The organism is Collinsella aerofaciens, from assembly GCF_015557435.1.
Taxonomy (GTDB): domain Bacteria; phylum Actinomycetota; class Coriobacteriia; order Coriobacteriales; family Coriobacteriaceae; genus Collinsella; species Collinsella aerofaciens_Z.
Genome location: NZ_JADNOH010000001.1, coordinates 1 through 19,846 on the forward strand (window position 1 = coordinate 1; position 19,846 = coordinate 19,846).

The window sequence follows — 19,846 nt, forward strand, 5'->3', positions numbered from 1 at the left end:
CCCGTGGGTTATACCCTAAGAGCAAACCACCCTTTTTAAGGGTGGTTCTGATTGCACAAAAAGGTACAGGTTTTTGTAGAGGGGTATGGAGATGTATCTACTGGCAGTACATTTCGCGTAATCTGGGCAAACGCGGAATAATTGCTCGTATAAAGGCCTATGTCGAAAGATACAAAAACCTGTACTTTTGCGACTGCGCCTACTTGCGAGCGAGAAGCCTGTTCTAAACGCCCCTGCATTTGCGTGTGCCGCAAAGCAAGAAAAAGGGGGCGAGAACATGGAGCAGACGGCACGGCGCCAAGAAAAGCTGCCGGGCGCATTTAACGGCGTAACTACCAACAGCCAGCACGGCCGCGTCCGCTGGTATCTGGTTCACACCCCCAATGGAAAAGAGCGCGAGACCTGCGAAAAGGTCCGCTGCATCATCCCGCATAGCCTAATGCAGGACGCTTTTGTGCTGCAAAAGGAGTTCTGGTTTAAGCGGGACGGCGCCTGGTCGCTCCAAACCAAACCCATGTACAAGGAATATTTCTTCGTCGCCACGCACGATGCCGCCGCGCTCGATAGGGCCTTGGCCCAGCTGAGCTTTGGCTGTCGTATCGCCGGCAGTAGGGAGCGGGCGTACATGCCCATGCCGGACGACGCGCAGGACTGGTACCGCAGCGTGCTGGACGACGACGGCGTGGTGCGCAACAGCGTCGCCCGCATAGAAGACGGCGTGCTGCACATAGAACAGGGGCCCTTGGTGGGGCAAGAGGCCCGTGTAAAGAAGATAGACCGTCATAAGCGCTGGTGCCTGGTAGACGTGGGCGATGGCGACTCCGCTTTTAGGGAGCTGCTTCCGTTGGACGTGCCCAGTAAGACGTAAGGGAGACGTGCGCCGGCAATTCATTCGCAATTTGAATTCATCGATTGGGGGATCCCTGGAATCAGGGACGTGGATTTGAACGTGACTACTAAAGAGATAACTGAGAGTGGCGCATCCATGGGGGAGACGCTGGCTATTCAGAAGATACAACCGAGCGGCACGCTGGCCTACCGCTTTTTGAAGAGGCTGTTCGATTTTGTGTTCAGCCTTTGCGTGAGTGTGGTGCTGTGTATTCCTATTGCCGTTGTGTGCGCGTTTATTTGCTTCGAGTCTTCTGGAAGTCCTGTGTATGCGCAGGAGCGTGTGGGCAAAGGCGGTAAGACCATCAAGATTCTTAAGCTTCGCAGCATGGTCACCGACGCCGGCAACGTGCAGAAATATCTGAGTCCCGAGCAGCTGCATCAGTGGGAGGTCGAGCGCAAGGTCGACGACGACCCACGCATTACCAAGGTTGGTCAGTTCATCCGCAAGTGCTCCATCGATGAGATACCGCAGTTCCTTAACGTGCTGAATGGTGACCTTTCCGTCATCGGTCCGCGTCCCATTACAAGAGATGAGCTCGAGCAGCACTTTTCCGACGAGGAAAAGGCAGAACTTTTGTCTGTCCAGCCTGGCATTACGGGCCTTTGGCAGGCGACCGATCGCAACGCCGCCACCTTCGAGAGCGGTTTGCGACAGAAAATCGAGCTCAACTACGTGCGCAACCGTTGCTTCCGAATGGACTGGAAATGCTTTACCGGCACCTTTGGTGCCATGTTCGGCAAGAAGAGGACGGGGCGTTAGATGACTAATCCAATTCGTGTCGCGCAGATAGTCGGAAAAATGAATGGCGGCGGCGTTGAGGCCGTCGTCATGAATTACTACAGTCATATTGATCGTAGCAAAGTGCAGTTTGATTTCCTTATCGATTCCGATTCGTCGCTTGTCCCTCGCGAGGAGATTGAATCACTCGGTGGCAGAGTTTTCGAGATTCCGCCCTACCAGCACGTAATTGAATACCAGCGAGAGCTTCAGCGCCTCTTTAGGGAAGAGGGCTGGAAGATCGTACACAGTCACATCAATGCGCTTTCGGTTTTTCCACTTCGCGCTGCGAAGAAGGCGGGTGTCCCCGTGCGTATCGCCCATAGCCACTCTACGAGCGGTAAGGGTGAGTATGCCAAGAATGCTCTTAAGGCTGTGCTGAAAACGCAATCAAACCGATATCCGACGTATCGCTTTGCATGTAGCCGGTTTGCCGGTGAGTGGCTTTTCGGCAAAGATGCTAACTTCGAGGTTGTATACAACGCTATTGATTTGAACAGCTTCCGCTTCAATGCAGAGGCTCGCGAACAAGCACGAGCCGACCTGGGCCTTGTTGGCGGTCAGTTTGTAATTGGGCATGTTGGTCGGTTTATGGCGCAGAAGAATCATCCGTTCTTGATCGATGTTTTCGCCGAAGTCGCAAAACGCCGCGACGACGCTGTTCTGTTGCTTGTCGGCTCCGGTGAAGACGAGGATTCAATAAAGGCATTGGTGGATGAACGCGGCCTTTCAGACTGCGTTAAATTCTTGGGACAGAGAAACGATGTAAATCGACTATACCAGGCATTTGATGTGTTCGTTCTTCCAAGCCTTTATGAAGGCCTGGGCCTCGTTGATGTCGAGGCTCAGGTGTCTGGTTTGCCATGTCTGCTAAGTGATGTTATTCCGCGTGAGGTGGATGTAACAGGGGAATGTACGTTTCTGCCCATTGATACTCCTGTCGAATGGGCTGATGCGATTTGCTCTCTTTCAAAAAAGTCTTATGAGGGACGTAAATCCAACTCTCTTGATTCATTTGCAAATTACAACATTGATCAACAGGCTGATTGGCTTTCAAGGCGATATTTGCAGCTAGCAAACGGAGATATAATTTGATGGACAAAAGAGTCAAAAACGTCATTATTGTTGATGACACTGCTGATAATTTTGGTGGAACTGCCCAAATCGCCTATATCACTGCCGTGGTTCTTCGTGACAGCGGATATAACGTTGTTTACTTTGCTGGTTGCGGGCCAATACATAGCCGCCTTAACGGTTTTAGGGTTGTTGTCGCAAATGAGAGGCCGTTTCTCGAATCGACTAATAAGGTTTCCGGTGCCATTAATGGGCTGCACAGCGGTAAAACTTATAAGAAGTTTTGCTCTCTATTAAACGAATATAATCCTGATGACACTGTCGTGCATGTCCATTCATGGACTCATGCGCTTTCATCTTCAATTTTTGATGCTATCGCCGATTTAGGCTTTAACGTGCTCGTTACACTCCATGAATATTTTCTTGTATGCCCTAATGGTGGGTTTTATGATTTTAAGAAGCATGAAATCTGCCATTTGAAACCATGTTCCGCAAAGTGCATCCAATGCAATTGTGATAAGAGAAGCTATGGACAGAAGCTGTATCGAGTGGCTCGCATCGCTCTTCAAAATCGCTCAATCAGGCGTGCTCATCCAAAGTTCTGTTACCTTTCGGATTTTACCTACGATATTATGCGCGGGAGTGAATTCGATGATGGCATGCCGTGCATTCTCCCCAATCCTATTTCTGTTGAAGGAGAGTTTTCGCCTGGTATACCGTCTGAAAAGAGCGGTTACTTGTTTGTGGGTCGTTTCGATAAGGAGAAGAACCCCGAGTTGTTTTGCAGGGCTCTCACATCGTTGGGCTTGCCAGGAACGTTATGTGGATCTGGTCCTGAGTTCGAGAGGCTAAGAGACGCTTATCCAAATCTAAATTTTTTGGGTTGGTGTGATAAGGATGTTCTCGCTGAACAGTTCAAAACAACTAAAGCCTTGGTGATGACTTCATCTTGGTATGAAGCTTCGCCTTTGGTGTGCCTTGAAGCCATGCTCACCGCTGGTATTCCATCAATCGTTCCGGATACCTGTGGAGCTATTGCATATATCAAGGATGGTGAAAATGGTCTCCTATTTAAAAATGGTGATGCTTCCTCTCTTTGCGAGGCGATTTCCAAGCTAGAAGACAGCAGATATTACGAAAAGCTTTGTGAATCAACCAGCCTCTCGGTGCCTTCTCTCCAAGAAGACCGAAGCTATGAGACTTACGCAAAGAGGGTTATCAATCTTTACGAGGGGTTATATGTTTAAGAGGATTATATATATCGTTAAGTCGGACTTAGCGTTCTATCCCCCCTGCATGTCACAAATAAGAATGATTAAAGATTTGGGCGTGCAGATTGAAGTCTGGTTTGGTTCCAGCAAGGATACGGCTAAGGAAATTCTAAAAAGCGAGGGCATTCCTTTTACGGAGCTCGTTGATCCGCATCTGAGCGTTGGCGGAAAACTGGATACATTGAATAACTGGACTCATTTCCGCAAAGCCGTTCTCACTCGCCTAAAAAAAGAGCCAATGGATTATCTTATCTGGTTTGGAACTGCTGAATCCGCGCTTCCGCTTTACGGGGCACTTTCCGGTATTCCCTATGTGGCCACGGCGCTTGAGCTGTGTGATGATCAACCGACAAAAGAACGACTATTTGCGGCGGTTTGTCGCAAGGCTCTTGCAGTTACGTGTTGCGAGTTAAATCGTGCCTACTATATGAAAATTAAATGGGGGCTGAATTCGCTTCCCTCAGTTTTCCCGAATAAGCCATACGGGCTCAAATCGGGTGAAATCCCCTCTGTTTCGACAAACGTCACAAAGCAGATCTTGGATGAGCTTGACGGAAGAAAGATCCTTCTTTACCAGGGGCTATTCCAGCGTCCTGAATATGTTGCGCCCATCGCTGAGGCTCTTCGTATGATGGAGTCTGATTACGCTTTCGTTCTTATGGGAAAAGATCGCTACGGTACGACTGAACGAATGAAGGAGATTTACCCGGATACTTTTGTGTATGGTTTTGTTCCAGCGCCAAAGCATTTGGAAATTACTGCAAGGTCGCGAATTGGCGTCGTGCTTTATGATGACACATCGCTTAATAAGGCCTTTTGCGCGCCTAATAAAATATATGAGTATGCAGCATTTGGTCTCCCCACGCTTGCTAATCGTTTGCCTGGTTTGGTTTCAACTGTTGAGGCTAGCGGTAGCGGTATGTGTGTTGACTTTCAGCCAGACAAAATCGCTGATGCAATTTTGCAATTCGATCAGAATTATGAAAAATATTCGGCATCTGCTTTTAATTTCTTCAATTCGACTGATAACACGCAGACTATGCGCTCGCTGCTTGTAAAGTTGGGCTGTGTAAAATAGTGGAAAAATGTTTTAAGAAGAGCCTGAGTTATGCTAAAGCAAATACGCATCTTAAGGCTAGTGAAATAAAACTTTCAGATCTTTGTATTTACATTGGTATTCTGTATGTTTTTAAGCTGGGCTCAATCTCATATTTAATTCCGAAATTTGGCGTAATTTACTATGGTCTTGCCGTAATTCAATTACTGCTCGCTCTGTTTGTTTATGCTCGGGGCGATGTTCGGCTGAATAAGGTGCATTTTGGAATTGCTGGATATTGTGCCACTCTATTATTTTCAACATACGTAAATGATGCATCGATGCAGATATCACTCAATGAGGTGTTTTGTTTGTTGCCTCTATTGGTGACAGCAGACATGTTGTTTTATAGAAGAGATATAGAGGTAGTTCGACGTGTATCAAGATTTTCAATATTAATGATTTCGCTCAATACCCTCACTGCCCTTATTTTCCGAAATGCAATGTTTCGAGATGTGACTGGCGCTCCCACGATATTTCTACTGGGTGCGGACAACTCTCTTATCCCCATTTATATGGTTTCCTCTGTTTTGGAAATGTATAAAAGAAATCTAGAGGATGCGGCTTGTTGCATTCCAGTCGTTTCGCTCAGCAATTTGCTCCTCTTTTCAATGCTAAGGGATATTGCGTCTGGCAAGTTGGTGGGTGTTTTACTAGTTCTCCTTCTAACTCTAGCTTTCTTCAATAAGTCTTTTAAGTTCTCTTTTTCGCTTGCTCTAGGTATTAATATCGCCTTTTTTGCGATTTTCGTTTATGGACAAAGCACAATTAGTGGCTTAACTGGGATTTTTGAATTATTGGGGAGAAATTCAACCTTTACCGAGCGTTCATTTTTATGGGCATTTGGTTTTAGGCTATTTTCCATGAGTCCTTTGCTCGGCTTAGGCAGCTACAGCGCTGTTAGTTTCAATAATCTTGTTAGGGCGCTAACAATTACTGGACTGTTTAATACTGGTAATCCTCATAACAGCTATTTGTCTATATTAATTTCCGGCGGGTTGCTTGCATTTTCCTTTGTTGTATTTACTGTCCTTCAGGCGAGGGTTAAACCTTCGGATCCTTTTTTTAACATTTTTTTATTCACCTTTTTATTGCATGCGCAAGTGGAGGGACGCGATATCGTCTATATCTTCTTCATCGTGATTGTCATTTATAGATTTTTCCATTCTGATAATCAGCTTTCGTTGCGAGAAGATAGCCGGGCTGCAATTCAATCGTTTATATAGGATATCGATAATTAGGATGGTTAAAGTGAAAGATCTTTGGGCCGTAAAGCTAATATACAACCGCTTGAGGCGTGCTTTGCTTGCTTCGAGAATAAATCGTCTACTGGGAAATGAAGATCAGAAGAACTTGAATACGCTATATCGCGATGCTCTTCTTATTGCTCATTCATTTGAGAAAGCTCTTTGTATTGAAGGCTGTCGCGATGATTTTGGAATACAAAAGGCCGACCGTCTCCTTGATTATTTAACGCTTGCAGCAAAAGATCCTTCTTTTGATAATCATTCATATGCTTTTACCGAGTCCATGGCGGCACTTGAGAACTGGCTTGTTCGTCGAGCTCAGCTTGGACTTGATTGCTCTAAATGGCAGCCTGGTTTTGAATCGCTCGCTGAACAAACTTCATATGAAGTTGGCCGAATTGACTTGAGTGATAGGGCTGGAATTGTTTCCGATTCTTTTGCTTCTGCCTCTGATTGCGATAAGAATGCGATCAATTTTATTAACGGGAGACATAGTGTTCGGTCATTTGATTCAGCCCCTGTTCCTCAGGAAACGCTGACGCAAGTTGTTGAGCTTGCGCAGAGCGCGCCTTCGGCGTGCAACCGCCAACCAAGCCGCGTGTATTTTTCCGGAACAAAATCTGCTCAGGTTGTCTCCGCTGCCGTGCGTGGCAATAAAGGGTTTGAGCAATCAATTTTCCAATGGGCAGTTATTACTGCCGACACTTCTCTGTTTTCATGCGCCGAATATAACCAATGGTTTATCAACGGCGGCATCTATCTCCAGTCCTTTGTTTTGGCTTTAAAGGCTTATGGGATTGGTTCATGTATTTTCCAGTGGGTTGTTGGTGACTCGGGAAAAGAGATGCGCTCGTCCTTAGGCATTTCAGCAAATGAAGTGATCATTGCGGTCGTCGGATTTGGCTATCCAAAAGAAACGTTCGCGAGACCCGTTGCTCGGAGAATGCCTGTTTCCGAAGTCGCGTGTTGGGCAGATTAACGTTGGGATGCTCGCTAGAGTATTATTTGATTGGGAATTATTAAATGAAAATTGGAATCATTACCTACCATTTTGCCCGCAACTACGGTGCGATCTTGCAGTGCTACGCACTGCAAGATCAGCTTTGCTCCATGGGTCATGATGTTTGGGTGCTTAACTATCAAAATGTTCGTCAGGAGCGCAATAATTCCCTTCACCACAAAAGGGATGGTTTTCTATCAAATTTAGCGGTTAATGTCGCGTTGCTTCCTTTTGAAGGCAAAAGGCGTTCTAAGGAGCGCAAATTTGCTGAATATGAGTCGCGTTACCTTCATCTGACGCCTCGGTTTTATTCAATTGACGAGATACGCGATTTTGTTAATGAAGAAAGTTTCGATCTCCTTATCTCTGGTAGCGACCAGGTTTTCAATCCTAATATTGCCGATTTCGATGAAGCTTTCCTTTTTCCCTTTGAAACGTCGGCTCGTAAGGGCAGTTTTGCGGCAAGTCTCGGCAGCGCTACTGAAACTGAATTAGTTCCTTTTTCAGATGACCTAGCTTCCTTCGATGTCCTCTGTGTAAGAGAGAATACTGATGCACCCGTGGTTAATAGCTTATGCGGGCGGTCTCCCGAGGTGGTTGACGACCCTGTTTTCCTTTTGGATTCAAAGCGTTGGGCGCAAGCTGTCGATACTTCGGTTGAAGACCGTGGGTATGTTTTGGGCTACTACATTAATAAAGAGGCTTCTGCGCGATATTTGGAGCTTACTGAGCAGGCTGCATCTGAGCTTGGATTGCCCTTGAAGGTTATAAATGTGCGTTTTGGGCGTGACTCATTTAAGCCCGAGATGATTACTGATGCTGGCCCTGAGGATTTCCTTAAGCTATTCGCGGGCGCTTCTTTTGTCTGTACGGACTCTTTCCATGGAACGGCGTTTTCACTGCTATTCGGAAAGCGTTTTGTGTCTTTTGAACCAAAATCAAATTCTAGTGACTTCCGCAAGAGGGATCTTTTAAGCAAGGTTGGAGAACCTTGGAGAAGCGTTGCGGTCGATTCTACTTCTGCGAGCGCCCTTGTCAGTGAGTTATGTGGGCGTTCTGCTCCCGCTGCTCAGGAAGGAATCGGGCGTGTTCGCGAGGCACAACTGCTGTTCCTCGAGAAGATGACGAAGGAGAATTAGTTTGGCTTTTAAAGAGAAAAAGCTTCTTCAGAATACTGGCTGGCTGCTTGCGTTGCAGGCAATAAATATTGTGTTGCCTTTTGTTACGGTGCCTTACGTTACCCGTGTCTTCGGTGCTGAACGGTACGGCGTGTTCTCTATTGCTCTTAATTGGATAACTTATTTTCAGCTTGTTGTCGAGTTTGGTTTCAACCTGAGCGCAACGAAAAAGGTCGTTGAGGTTAAAGATGGGGAAGAGCTTAACGACCTCGTGTCCGCTGTCGTTATTGCTCGACTAGGACTTGTTGCCGCCTGCTTTGTCGTAGTAATAATTCTCGGTATTACGTCGGCCGCAACCGGGGACCAGCTATCCTGTATGCTTGCGTTGTTTTCTATGCTTGTTGGCATTGCTTTACAGCTTAACTGGCTTTTTCAGGGTTTGCAGGACATGAAGGTCATCACTATAGCCACGGCGGCTGCGCGAGGGCTTTCTGTCATTCTGATTTTCCTCCTTATAAATAACCCCGGTCAATTGATGCTTTACTCGTTCCTGTATTCAATTACTTTCCTTGCTTCGGGTGTTATTACTCATGTATTTGCTTGGAAGCGCTATGGGATCAAAATGGGTTTTGCATCTATAAAGCAGATACTCGGTGAGATGCGAGACGGAATGCCGATTTTTCTTTCATCTGCCGCCGGCAAGATCATTGGAAATGTTGGCGTTACGGTGCTCGGCGGTTGTCAGCCAAGCGCGGTCGTTGGCTCGTATGCTGCCATTTTGAAGGTGCCGCAAATGGCGAGCCTGATGTTTACTCCTGTTGGCCAAGCGCTGTATCCGCGCGTAAACGAAGAACGAATGAAATCTCGGCGCTCCGCGGCGCGGCTTGTTGCTAAGTTTGGTATTCCCGTGGTCGTATTGTTTGCGGCTGGTTTATTTGGTATGGCGATCCTTCGCAATCCTGTAGTCGAGATTCTCTATGGCAAAGAGTATCTAGTTTGCGCTGATACACTCATTCCGCTTGCTATTTGGGTGTTGCTGGGCATCGTAAACAATTTTCTCGGTGTTCAGCTTCTCATTCCTTTTGGATATCAGTCCCTATATAGCTTGCTTATGATTGTCGATTCCGTTCTTTCGTTGGTGCTTAACGTTTGGCTTGGCCATGCTTGGGGCGCCATGGGTGTTGCGTCAGCTATTGCGATATCCGAGGCTGTCCTTACGGTAGCTTTGTTTTTGGCTCTTCTTTCTGTAGTTAGGCAATCGTCCGCTGTTTCTTATAGCTCTCATGCCCATAAGGCTCAGCACATGAGAAAGGACCGATAATGAAAAAAATCATGCTCGTCTTCGGCACGCGCCCGGAGGCAATCAAGATGTGCCCGCTCGTCAACGAGCTGAAGGCGCGCAAGGAGGAGTTCGAGACCGTCGTGACCGTGACGGGTCAGCACCGCGAGATGCTCGACCAGGTGCTGCGCGTCTTCGGTGTGGCTCCCGACCACGACCTGGCGATCATGAGGCCGGGCCAGACGCTATTCGACGTGACATGCGACGTGCTGCTCAAGCTCAAGGCGGTCCTCGAGGACGAGAAGCCCGACGTCGTCCTGGTCCACGGCGACACCACGACCAGCTTCGCCGCTGCGCTCGCGTGCTTCTACCTGCAGATCCCGGTGGGCCACGTAGAGGCGGGCCTGCGCACGCACGACATCTACAGCCCCTGGCCGGAGGAGTTCAACCGCCAGGCGGTCGACATCGTGAGCGAGTACTACTTCGCCCCCACGGAGGCCAGCAAGCAGAACCTGCTCGACGAGGGCAAGCCCGAGTCCAAGATCTGGGTCACCGGCAACACCGGCATCGACGCCCTGCGCACCACCGTACGCGAGGGATATTCCCACACCGAGCTCGCCTGGGCGGAGGGCTCCCGCCTCATCCTCATCACGGCGCACCGCCGCGAGAACCTGGGCGAGCCCATGCACCGCATGTTCCGCGCCATCCGCCGCGTGATGGAGGAGCATCCCGATACCAAGGCGATCTACCCCATCCACATGAACCCGCTCGTCCGCAAGGCAGCGCACGAGGAGCTCGACGGCTTCGACAGGCTCCACATCATCGACCCGCTCGAGGTGCTCGACTTCCACAACTTCATGGCGGCGAGCCATCTCATCCTCACTGACTCCGGCGGTATCCAGGAGGAGGCCCCTAGCCTGGGTAAGCCGGTGCTCGTCATGCGCGACACCACCGAGCGCCCCGAGGGCGTGGCGGCCGGCACGCTGAAGCTCGTCGGCACCGAGGAGGACGTCATCTACCGCGAGTTCAGTCGCCTTCTCTCCGATCAGGCCGAGTACGAGGCCATGAGCCACGCTTCGAACCCCTACGGTGACGGACATGCGAGCGAGCGCATCGCGGACGTGCTGGCGCAGTAGTTTTCTCTGAGCTGTTTTATGAAGCTGCTCTTTTGGAACATAAACAAGAAAGACAATGCCGACCTTGTCGTCACGCGCATGCGAGGGGATGAGGTCGGCATTGCTGCTTTTGCTGAGTTTTTGGAACTGACTTTTCAAATGAGCTGTTAAATAGAACTGGTTGAGGTGCCGTCAAAAATCTTTCGCAAATTGATTTAACCGGCCTCGGCCCCGTCTTCTTTTAGCCCTCCGTCTTTCCCTTCAGTTCGTCCATCTCCTCCAGCTTCGACATATCCAGGTACTCCCTCTTGCTTCACTTTGTGCTTCAGCCTCGCCGTCACCAGCATGAGGACCGAGTTGCCGTCCGGGAAGATCCCGACGACCCTCGTCCTCCTCCTGATTTCGCGGTTGATGCGCTCGATCCCGTTGTTCGTCCTGATTTGGCGCCAGTGCTCAGACGGGAATTCCGTGTAGGCAAGCGTCTCGGCGAACCCGTCGCGTATCGTTCTCGCGGCCGTTCCGCAGAGCTTCGGCACGCTGAGATCGACTTCCCCGACGACCGTGATGAGTTTTCTCGCGTAGCGGCCGCCGTGGTAGCCATCCCGGCCCGCCGTCCTCTCGTAGCGCTCGGCCCCCCGACAAGCTCGGACGCCTCCTTGTCGAGCAGCGCGTTAAGCGCTTCCTCGACGGTCTTCCTCATCAGGTTCTATATGTCATTGCGCAGCAACTCCCCGTCGACTGATAACGATATTCACAGACACGGCCCGCGCCCTTTCGTCAATGATTTGTTGTTTGGCCGCTGGAAATCATATGACGGGGTGCGGGCCGTGTTCCGCTATGCGGTTGTCAATTTATAAAAGATATTATGCGTCACCACCGTTTGACGAAAAACTAATAAACAATGGTTCTGCTGCACGTGCATGGGGGTAATATCTACTCAGACGTTCAGTGTCTGGAGCATGACGTTTTATGTCCGCACGTTGACCTTTCTATGAGGTTAACTGATTGCTGGGGGTTGTCATGCTGCTATACGATGAGGCATTTCTACATGCTAATAATTTTTGCGAGATGACGCTTAGGTCATCTCGCTGATTGCTGCAGATTGATATCTATTTCCGTGCCGCGATGGCGTTTCATGTTCTGAGGTTAGGCTTCCTGCTTTGGCCTGCGCCATTCAGCATCTCACTATCTTCGTTTATCAAACTGAATGGGTTGGATAAAGGCCATTTGTCCGTCGCCCATTGGAGGTATATCTGCGAATTAGATTGGAGCAGAAATGCAAAGGAAGATGTACACCGCATTTGTATCCTCCGTATCTTCTCTTAAAGAGGAGCGCAGAGCAACGCTCGACGTTCTTCTTGATTTGGACGTATTTCCAGTGGCAACTGAGCATTTCGTTATCCAGTCAAAGGATGGGATAAATGATATCGAGCGTCTTATAGACGACTCTGATTTCTTTATCCTTCTTATGGGTAGCGAATACGGTCCTAAGACCAAGATTGGCGATTTTACCGGTAGCTGGACGGAATATGAGCTTGTGTACGCACTGGAACATGCTCGAAGTAACAACACTAAGATCATTATTATTGAGCTGCCGGAACTAAAACGCATCTCGTCGCTGTCTTCTTCGGAAAAGGAGACTTTGAAGACTTCGGAAAAGAATCAGCTTGGTTTCTTGGATCGCCTTAATGGAAACACCATCTGCCAGGTTGCAGATATTAGTTCTCTGAAATCGACCCTATCTACCTTTATTGAGGGCAATCGTCGCGCAAATTCGGCTTCAGGTTGGGTGCGAGCATTGTCCGCGCAGGGCTGTTTTGGTATTGAGTTTGGACGGACCTATCGTCAAGTTCATCTTTCGCCGAATGATGATACGTATATCCGAGTCGGGACCGCAGTTTTTAGCTGCAGTAAGCAATCGGCTACGATGGTTCATGTCGATGGAGTCAACCATAAGGCGAGTCTTGACGCTAACGGAAATATTATCCCTCGCAACGGTAGGAGCAAGACGGAATGGCAAGGCGAATACTCTTGCCAAGACGGAAGACTGTGCGGTGTCTATGAGGCATATAGACGGGACAACGGTGCGTTTGGCGGTAAATCTGTGACTGCGGGACATCGTCGTGGCGTCCATGAATTTGCAATTTCCGATGGCTCGGAGGCGTTTATGGATGGAACATTTCAAGATGCTGTTGGCAGAAACAATATAAACATAGCCTGCAAGTCTGGCGAGATTTACTTCTTTGAGAGCGAGGAGCTTATGAATCGTTTCCTCAAGCGCGAATGTCCTGAATTGTTTTGTACGTTGCCGGCGGAGGGGTAAAAATGGACTATCAAGCGATTATTGATGTTGTTAAGTCTGTCAAACCGCTTTTCTTTGATAACGATCTGAGGTCTCAGTCCTCAATGAAGGGTGACGCTGACTTTGTTACGCAAGTCGATCTAAAGATTAGCTCGTATGTTAAGTCTGCACTTGCTGAGTTAACGCCTGAAATAGGTTTTATGAGTGAGGAGGAAGACCCTGGCGAGGTGAAGCCCACTCGTTGGATTCTTGATCCTGTTGACGGTACTACAAATCTTGTTTTTGACTATCGTGCAAGCACTATTTCGCTAGCACTTGTCCGTGATGAAAAGCCTATATTTGGCATTGTTTACAATCCTTATAGCGATGAATTATTTACTGCTAAAAAGGGCTTAGGGGCTTTTTTGAATGGTAATAAAATTCAAACATCCGACCGTGAGCTCGCTAATTGCCTTATCGAGTTTGGTGCTGGTTCAACGCATAAAGACGGCGCTCATGAGATTTTCGGTATCGCCGAAAAAGTATTTTGCGACTGCCTGGATTTGCGTCGCATGTGTTCTTCTGCGCTGGCAATCTGCTATATAGCCTGCGGAAGGACTAATGGCTATTTCGAAAAGAGGCTGAAGCCTTGGGATTATGCCGCTGCCGCACTCATCTTGGATGAGGCGGGAGGACTCTCTTCGGAGTGGAATGGACAGCCTCTTCAGTATAAATCTGCTTGCAGCTTTATTTGCGGGTCGCAGACGGCGTTTGAATATTTAAAGGGAGTTGTTTCTTAACTCTGACTAATTGATTGACGACGATTGCCATGGCGATTACTCGTACAAACTATTAGATCACGCTTTGAAAGAGGGGAGCGTTATATGAGTCTTCGTGATTATCACATTCTTATTAGCCATTCGTGGGATTACAGCGATGACTATAGGACGATAAAGAGCTGGCTTGATTCAGCCGGCTACTTTAAGTGGTCGGACTATTCTGTTCCTATCGAGAATCCGATTGACGCTAAGAGCAAAGCTGAGCTTAAGCAGAGGATCGCGAATCGAATCTCTTGCTGTAGCTGCGTAATTGTTCTCTCTGGAATGTATGTCGCCTACAGCGAGTGGATCGACTTTGAGATCGAAACTGCTTTGAAGTATAACAAACCCATTATCGGGGTTAGGCCGCGGGGCCAGTTGCGTGTCCCTGATGAAGTGTCCTCTAATGCCGACATTATGGTTGGTTGGACGAGGGACGGTATTGTTAACGCTGTTCGCCAATATGCACTTTAGGAGAACTATGTTTTTTAAGAAGCGAAAACCCGACTCGAGTCCTTCCGAGAAGTCATACAACAAACAACTGCCGAAAGATCATCCCAATCCGCCTATTAGGGTTGTTCGTGGGAACACGGAGGAAATACCCGACTTCCCTTGTGCAGGATCTCCCTGCCCTGGATTCCCTTCGCCTCGTCCGAAAAAGAAGAATTAAATGGGTAAACGCAGCCGAAAGCAAATAGAGGGCGAGGGTGCAGTCCCGGGTTTCGATTCAGTTGACTATTCTGCCGAATATCTTTCATGGATGACCGAGCTGTCTTATCAGACAGAACTTAGTCGGCGTGATTCATATGAACATTTGTCTAACTGTTTGCTAAGCTGCGTCTCCATTATTTCCGTCGCTTTATTGACGGTGGCCCCGCTGTTATTTGAGAGATATAGCTACAACGACAACGGGGCTGCCGCGTCTGTTCTGCTGGCGAGTGGCTATGTTGTCGTCATGCTGCTGCTAGGTGCTTCATTTCTGCTGTCGTTGCTTAGTCAAGTCAGGCTCAAGATGAGCGTTCTCGCATCACCGATGGATTTGAATGATTTCGTTGCGGGCGAGATTAATCGTGGTGCGCCTTTTGCCTCTCCGATGGAAGTTGCCGAAGGTAAGGTAGGGGCGGTGCAGTCCCACTTTGAATCGCTTAATCGCAAGAACGAGTACATGAGAAAGTGCCTAATGGCATCGATGGTTCTGCTGATCGTGGCTGTTTCGGTATGCTTGTTCTTGGTTTGTCTTTTTTCGTTATTTGAGTTTTTATTGCCACCGTTTTGGAGTTGATGTAATGCAAGGTCGCAAGGCACTTGTTGTCGGTATTGATGAGTATGCGTCGTCTCCGCTATATGGTTGTGTTGCCGATGCCAATGCGGTGGCCGAAGTATTAGGGAAAAATGGCGACGGCTCTCCTAATTTCTCCATTCATCTTGAGAGAAACGTTGAGTGTCCTTTTGAATTGAAGCGGATGATCGAAGACTGTTTCTCCGGGGATCCTGAGATTGCGCTGCTATATTTTGCTGGACATGGTGGAAGATGCGACGTCACTAAAAATGGTTTCATCTTATCTGGCAAGGGCTATCCAGGGGGACAACTTTCCCTCGACGAGATCCTGGCGATAGCAAATAGCTCCAAAGCGAAAAATCGCGTAATTCTTCTCGATAGCTGTAATTCTGGGTGCATGGGGACTCCTGGAGTGCTTGGTGGGACATCCTGCTTGCTTGGTGAGGGTCTAACAATTCTGAGCGCATGCTGTTCTAACGAATGTGCGGAGGAGCTTAACGGGCGCGGGACATTTACGTCGCTTCTGGTGGATGCGCTAAATGGCGGTGCAGCAGACGTGATGGGGCATGTTACTCCCGGTGGGGTCTATGCGTATATTGATAAGGCTCTCGGGCCATGGGATCAGCGGCCTGTGTTTAGGACTAATGTCAACTCGTTTATTTCGCTAAGAAAAGTCGTTTCGCAGGTTCCGGATAGTGTCTTGCGGCAGCTGCCGTCTTTGTTTGATGCGCCCGGTGCTCAACTGTCCTTGGATCCGTCTTTTGAGCCCACCAACAATCCCGATTGGGAAGAGCATCGAATTGTTGAGCCCTATGCGACTAAGGATAATATGGAGAAGTTCAAGATCCTTCAGCAGCTGGAGGGTATTGGCCTTGTCCGTCCAGTGGGGGCCGAGCATATGTATTTTGCTGCCATGGAATCTAAGTCGTGCGAACTGACGGCTCTGGGCAAGCAGTATTGGCGCCTTGCCGATACGGGGAAGATTTAGGCGATTGCGTCGAAAACGTTAATGTAGGGGCAACACCTTGATTTCCGTATAACGATGAACGGACTTCGTCTTGGAATCTGAAATCAGCACAACAACAGGTTCTAAGAATGAATGATGGCTATTACAGAATTCTTATTAGACCTGGCGTACGACACAGCCTCCTTGTTGCACGGGGTCGTGGGAAAGGCTTTAAGCGTCGTGGCGGACGCTGAGACCGAGCTGCTGTACGGTGACGGGGTGAACTTGGACGGGTGCTGTGAGAGGGCAATCGCCACCTTCGGTGACATGCTGTTGTTGCGCCTCCTGCAGTTTTGCTCGGGCAGCAAGCGACCGTTAAGAACATGTGAAGCATTACGCTGCGCGCGTTATTTGACGGTCACACATGATTGGGGAAGTGAAAGCGGTTTAAGGGAGAACGGAATGGCGCAGCGTGAGTACGATAGTTTTGCTATTGGAGTGTTTAATTGCGGCAACGCAGCAGCACACGTTGATTTGTCAATTAACGTGTGGGCCGATATTGGGCGTTCTTCTGAAATTGATTTCGGTGTTCAAATCCCATGCAAGGACGAAATTACGGGGCTCTTTATCTTTGTTCCTTTCAGAATAGATGAGAACGATGTTGTTGATCTTTCCCCCTCGTTTCGTGATAACGAGTTCAATCAAGTTTTGTTCAATCGGGATTGCAAAACCACGTGCTGCGGCAGTCAAACAATTGTTATTGATGACTGTGGAAATTCATTATTGGTCCTGCCTTTTGCGTGGGATGAAGGGTTGACTGTTGATTATTTGGAGGGAGGGTCCTTACTTTCGCTTTCCTACGGCGTCTCGGCTCTTTCGCGTAAAACCTCATCTTTGTATTTCAGAATGCGAATTCCTTTCACGTCACTTGGTGACCTGCTATCTGGCCCCGCTGATATGAGAGAGGTTATTACTGGACCTATTGTTCCGTTTCGTACCATGATTTCACTTCCGGTCAATCAGGTTAGGGGTCTTCCGAATTCGGTCGTACGTAGGCTTGTTGATTCTAAAACCGATGTTGGAGAAACGCATATTGCGGTAATCGCTTCGCGACAATGGGAAGTGAATTCCGTTTTTACTCCGTATAGGGTTAGGCTTTTGGAAACTGTTGCTTGGGAACAATATCAGCCTAGAGTAAGGTGCAGTAATGCTGTCCTGTTTCCAAAAGACCGCGACATGTTTGTATATCAGTGGCTTATATCTGACTGCAGCACTTCGTTACAACTAGAATTTTCACGTAAGCGTATTACTGTCCTTACCTTGCTTTTTTATCTCGTCATCCTTTTTTTAATAAACTTGTTGAGCGAAGTTTTGATTCGTTTGGTTTTGTGAACGCCAAAAATGTCGTTCGGGTATTTACTTAGTAGGGCACCATCTTCTGGTTTATAGGACAAAAAGTGTGTCTACTTTAGGGGCGTCGGCGCAGGTCGATTCCTAGCTTGTATTACGAAATCGTACCGTCGCTATTGCGCGTGGGCACTAGGGTCAACTTGGCCCCCAGTGCCTTTTTATGCTAGGAGTTTACCTTGTTTCGTTCTGCGATGTAGTCCGCGAACCATTTGCGCGCGTTGTTCTTGAGGATACGGATGTTGTCTTCGTTTGTGGTGCTGATCTCCTGAAGCGCTCGTTCGGCGATAACGTTCTGATCTTCAAGAGACTCGTCGACGCTTGAACGGTATTTTTCAGCGACCGATGCTATGTACCTGCTTACGAAGGTCTTTTTCTCCTTATCGCTCAGGGCCGCGAAATCTACTTTGAGATTGAGCCTCGAGAGCAGTTCCGGTGGGAACTTGTCCTGCACCTCGGTTCTCGGTGTGTTCGAGGTGAATACTATGGTATAGCCGTTAAGGTCGTGTTCTTCGCCCTGGGAATCCGTGAACTTGCCGTTCTCGAGCAGGTCTAGGAAGAAGCTCCAGACTGCGGAATCTCCCTTTTCGAACTCGTCGATGAGAATGACGCCCGACTTACTGCGTTCTATCTTCATTGTTAGCTCGCCCTCTTCGCTGCCCATGTAGCCACGCGGGCTGCCGATGAGTGAATTGAGCGAGTCCTTGCTGCTGTAGTTGCCGAAGTTGATCTTTGCTAACGATTCTCCCGGCGCGAGAAGGCTACTGAGGATCCTTGCAGTCTCGGTTTTGCCCACGCCGGAGGGGCCGATCAGGAACAGGGAGAGAATCGGCTGTTCTCCGATGCTGTTAAACAGCCTGAAAATTTCGACCTGTTTACGGAAATCATCTTTGAATTTATCCTGCCCGATGAGGTTGTGTACGAACTGGTCGAGTAACTCTTTTGTCTCTGAGTCGTCTAGGTCTATCAGGCGTTTTGGTTTCTCTTCAGTTGGCATGGCTTGATCTTCGGTATCTCCTTCGATATCGCATTGTCGTACGGTGTCAAATATGGTGCGCATTTCGTATGCGTATCTGCCTGCTGTTGTTTCATCGGCGATGAACACCGTGTTTTCAGGCATTTGATAGAGAAGACCTTCAAATGTTGCGGCCATGCTTCCTTTGCCGACAGTGGGATCGAGTAGGGATAAAAGCGATGAAACATCGAGTGCCATTTCACCCTCTCCAGCTTGCAGCGCAATTTGTGCCGTGCTAGAAAGAGATAACGCCGAGGTGTAGGCATAGCCTTCGCTTTCGAGCCAGTTTCTAAGACGGGCGAACTGGTCCTTTCTGTATGTGATTAAGTTCAGCATAGATTATTCACTCTTTTTATTGACTGCCTGGATGACGGCGATGACATCGATGTAGGTTGCTTCGGTCTCATCTTCTTCTATTGCCTGATTGTCAACTTGATCTTCCGTTCGTTCTTTGGATGAGCCATTAATGAAGCCGTCGTCCTCCGGTTCAGTCGTCTTTCCTTTTGTTTGATAGTATTCGTACGAGCTGCGAAGGTCCGATGGTTTAACTTTTCCCTTGCAGATTCCGATGATTCCGACTTTGCCGATGAGAAGGTCATCGACTGAGTAGCCGCTCTCGAAGAGATCCGCTCCATCAATAGGGATCTTCAAGATAATGTTGCTGCTTTCCTCGTCACCAATTCTCCCGATAAGCTTGAACGACGTGCCCGACTTGATGAAGGACTGAAATAGGTGCCCCACATCGAGGCCGCCAGCCTCCGGGATTGTAATCCCATCGAACGTTCCCGACATGACTGTTATGAGGGTACGCACTTCATCCTCGTTGAGTAGCGAGAGGCGTACGTTATCGATGTAAACAAGGTCGCCCTCCGATCTCTCTTCTTTGCCAAAATCGAGGCAGTTTCTTTTGATATCGGCTAGCATGCGGCTCACTGTGTTTATGTACTCGAACGTATCGATCATCTTTGTTCGCTTCTCATGTCCGAGGTTTCCGTTTGCCTGCGCGGTAAATTTTGGAAATATCGGAACCTTGGTTTCGCCTTTTGCGTGGATTTCAGCGTTTCCAGAGGTAGCCTTGTCTTTTTCATTCGAGCTATCTTTCCAAAGTGTGTTGTCTAGCAACATGCGCATCTCATAAACCTTGGAATGGTTCATGTAGTACACCGTGAAGAGGTCTGTGGCCTTGGTTTTATTCGACATAGCGTTCCAATCTATTTGATTCGTACATCTG

At 48.5% G+C, this 19,846-nt stretch carries 18 protein-coding genes and 1 pseudogene; 16 read left to right on the forward strand and 3 right to left on the reverse strand.

Annotated features, from left to right (window positions below; genetic code table 11):
• The first annotated feature begins 277 nt into the window (after window positions 1-277).
• The 10 genes from I2G43_RS00005 to wecB all read left to right on the forward strand — a co-directional run bounded on the left by I2G43_RS00005 (window position 278) and on the right by wecB (window position 10,890).
• Entirely contained in the window at window positions 278-868 is a 591-nt protein-coding gene (locus I2G43_RS00005) for a hypothetical protein (protein ID WP_195534594.1), read from the forward strand.
• An 81-nt stretch (window positions 869-949) separates the two neighbouring features.
• Complete coding sequence (locus tag I2G43_RS00010) at window positions 950-1,651, forward strand: sugar transferase (RefSeq protein WP_195534595.1); 702 nt, start codon at window positions 950-952, stop codon at window positions 1,649-1,651.
• The gene (locus tag I2G43_RS00015; RefSeq protein ID WP_195534596.1) at window positions 1,652-2,764 is read left to right on the forward strand and encodes a glycosyltransferase family 1 protein; all 1,113 of its coding nucleotides are present in this window, start codon (window positions 1,652-1,654) and stop codon (window positions 2,762-2,764) included.
• Window positions 2,764-3,990, forward strand: coding sequence for a glycosyltransferase family 4 protein (locus I2G43_RS00020; protein WP_195534597.1), 1,227 nt, complete (start codon window positions 2,764-2,766; stop codon window positions 3,988-3,990). Before I2G43_RS00015 ends, I2G43_RS00020 begins: the two co-directional genes overlap by 1 nt.
• On the forward strand, window positions 3,983-5,092 hold the full coding sequence (locus I2G43_RS00025) for a glycosyltransferase (RefSeq protein ID WP_195534598.1): 1,110 nt from the start codon (window positions 3,983-3,985) through the stop codon (window positions 5,090-5,092). The genes I2G43_RS00020 and I2G43_RS00025 overlap by 8 nt, the downstream gene beginning before the upstream one ends.
• Complete coding sequence (locus I2G43_RS10625; RefSeq protein ID WP_195534599.1) at window positions 5,092-6,336, forward strand: O-antigen ligase family protein; 1,245 nt, start codon at window positions 5,092-5,094, stop codon at window positions 6,334-6,336. Before I2G43_RS00025 ends, I2G43_RS10625 begins: the two co-directional genes overlap by 1 nt.
• A 25-nt stretch (window positions 6,337-6,361) precedes the next feature.
• The gene (locus I2G43_RS00035) at window positions 6,362-7,336 is read left to right on the forward strand and encodes a nitroreductase family protein (protein ID WP_195534600.1); all 975 of its coding nucleotides are present in this window, start codon (window positions 6,362-6,364) and stop codon (window positions 7,334-7,336) included.
• Window positions 7,337-7,380: 44 nt separating this feature from the next.
• Window positions 7,381-8,496: a polysaccharide pyruvyl transferase family protein gene (locus tag I2G43_RS00040; RefSeq protein WP_195534601.1), complete on the forward strand. Its 1,116-nt coding sequence runs from the start codon at window positions 7,381-7,383 to the stop codon at window positions 8,494-8,496.
• Between the two features lies 1 nt (window position 8,497).
• A complete protein-coding gene (locus tag I2G43_RS00045; RefSeq protein WP_195534602.1) occupies window positions 8,498-9,796 on the forward strand; it encodes a flippase in 1,299 nt (432 codons plus the stop codon).
• Window positions 9,796-10,890: a non-hydrolyzing UDP-N-acetylglucosamine 2-epimerase gene (wecB, locus tag I2G43_RS00050; RefSeq protein WP_195534603.1), complete on the forward strand. Its 1,095-nt coding sequence runs from the start codon at window positions 9,796-9,798 to the stop codon at window positions 10,888-10,890. Before I2G43_RS00045 ends, wecB begins: the two co-directional genes overlap by 1 nt.
• Before the next feature lie 220 nt (window positions 10,891-11,110).
• Here the strand turns inward: wecB and I2G43_RS00055 are convergent.
• Window positions 11,111-11,384 (reverse strand): annotated as a pseudogene (locus tag I2G43_RS00055) (transposase); the annotation flags it as partial.
• Window positions 11,385-12,145: 761 nt separating this feature from the next.
• Between I2G43_RS00055 and I2G43_RS00065 the strand changes: the two are divergent.
• From I2G43_RS00065 to I2G43_RS00090, 6 genes are all read left to right on the forward strand, one after another.
• The gene (locus I2G43_RS00065; RefSeq protein ID WP_195534604.1) at window positions 12,146-13,192 is read left to right on the forward strand and encodes a DUF4062 domain-containing protein; all 1,047 of its coding nucleotides are present in this window, start codon (window positions 12,146-12,148) and stop codon (window positions 13,190-13,192) included.
• A 2-nt stretch (window positions 13,193-13,194) separates the two neighbouring features.
• Window positions 13,195-13,950 carry an inositol monophosphatase family protein gene (locus I2G43_RS00070; protein ID WP_195534605.1) on the forward strand — a complete coding sequence of 252 codons (756 nt, stop codon included), beginning with the start codon at window positions 13,195-13,197 and terminating at the stop codon, window positions 13,948-13,950.
• 84 nt (window positions 13,951-14,034) lie between these two features.
• The gene (locus I2G43_RS00075; RefSeq protein WP_195534606.1) at window positions 14,035-14,442 is read left to right on the forward strand and encodes a TIR domain-containing protein; all 408 of its coding nucleotides are present in this window, start codon (window positions 14,035-14,037) and stop codon (window positions 14,440-14,442) included.
• A gap of 196 nt (window positions 14,443-14,638) precedes the next feature.
• Window positions 14,639-15,250: a hypothetical protein gene (locus I2G43_RS00080; protein ID WP_195534607.1), complete on the forward strand. Its 612-nt coding sequence runs from the start codon at window positions 14,639-14,641 to the stop codon at window positions 15,248-15,250.
• 4 nt (window positions 15,251-15,254) lie between these two features.
• Window positions 15,255-16,235 carry a caspase family protein gene (locus I2G43_RS00085; protein WP_195534608.1) on the forward strand — a complete coding sequence of 327 codons (981 nt, stop codon included), beginning with the start codon at window positions 15,255-15,257 and terminating at the stop codon, window positions 16,233-16,235.
• A gap of 114 nt (window positions 16,236-16,349) precedes the next feature.
• Complete coding sequence (locus I2G43_RS00090) at window positions 16,350-17,585, forward strand: hypothetical protein (protein ID WP_195534609.1); 1,236 nt, start codon at window positions 16,350-16,352, stop codon at window positions 17,583-17,585.
• 181 nt (window positions 17,586-17,766) lie between these two features.
• Here I2G43_RS00090 and I2G43_RS00095 read toward each other — a convergent pair whose 3' ends face one another.
• The gene (locus I2G43_RS00095; RefSeq protein WP_195534610.1) at window positions 17,767-18,951 is read right to left on the reverse strand and encodes an AAA family ATPase; all 1,185 of its coding nucleotides are present in this window, start codon (window positions 18,949-18,951) and stop codon (window positions 17,767-17,769) included.
• A 3-nt stretch (window positions 18,952-18,954) separates the two neighbouring features.
• Window positions 18,955-19,770 carry a hypothetical protein gene (locus tag I2G43_RS00100; RefSeq protein WP_195534611.1) on the reverse strand — a complete coding sequence of 272 codons (816 nt, stop codon included), beginning with the start codon at window positions 19,768-19,770 and terminating at the stop codon, window positions 18,955-18,957.
• Window positions 19,771-19,846: the final 76 nt, after the last annotated feature.

Bases quoted from the DNA above. Each gene is read 5' to 3' on its own strand.
- I2G43_RS00005 (WP_195534594.1), top strand. From the start codon at position 278: ATGGAGCAGACGGCACGGCGCCAAGAAAAGCTGCCGGGCGCATTTAAC.
- I2G43_RS00015 (WP_195534596.1), top strand. From the start codon at position 1,652: ATGACTAATCCAATTCGTGTCGCGCAGATAGTCGGAAAAATGAATGGC.
- I2G43_RS00020 (WP_195534597.1), top strand. From the start codon at position 2,764: ATGGACAAAAGAGTCAAAAACGTCATTATTGTTGATGACACTGCTGAT.
- I2G43_RS00025 (WP_195534598.1), top strand. From the start codon at position 3,983: ATGTTTAAGAGGATTATATATATCGTTAAGTCGGACTTAGCGTTCTAT.
- I2G43_RS00040 (WP_195534601.1), top strand. From the start codon at position 7,381: ATGAAAATTGGAATCATTACCTACCATTTTGCCCGCAACTACGGTGCG.
- wecB (WP_195534603.1), top strand. From the start codon at position 9,796: ATGAAAAAAATCATGCTCGTCTTCGGCACGCGCCCGGAGGCAATCAAG.
- I2G43_RS00065 (WP_195534604.1), top strand. From the start codon at position 12,146: ATGCAAAGGAAGATGTACACCGCATTTGTATCCTCCGTATCTTCTCTT.
- I2G43_RS00070 (WP_195534605.1), top strand. From the start codon at position 13,195: ATGGACTATCAAGCGATTATTGATGTTGTTAAGTCTGTCAAACCGCTT.
- I2G43_RS00075 (WP_195534606.1), top strand. From the start codon at position 14,035: ATGAGTCTTCGTGATTATCACATTCTTATTAGCCATTCGTGGGATTAC.
- I2G43_RS00080 (WP_195534607.1), top strand. From the start codon at position 14,639: ATGGGTAAACGCAGCCGAAAGCAAATAGAGGGCGAGGGTGCAGTCCCG.
- I2G43_RS00085 (WP_195534608.1), top strand. From the start codon at position 15,255: ATGCAAGGTCGCAAGGCACTTGTTGTCGGTATTGATGAGTATGCGTCG.
- I2G43_RS00090 (WP_195534609.1), top strand. From the start codon at position 16,350: ATGGCTATTACAGAATTCTTATTAGACCTGGCGTACGACACAGCCTCC.
- I2G43_RS00095 (WP_195534610.1), bottom strand. From the start codon at position 18,951: ATGCTGAACTTAATCACATACAGAAAGGACCAGTTCGCCCGTCTTAGA.
- I2G43_RS00100 (WP_195534611.1), bottom strand. From the start codon at position 19,770: ATGAACCATTCCAAGGTTTATGAGATGCGCATGTTGCTAGACAACACA.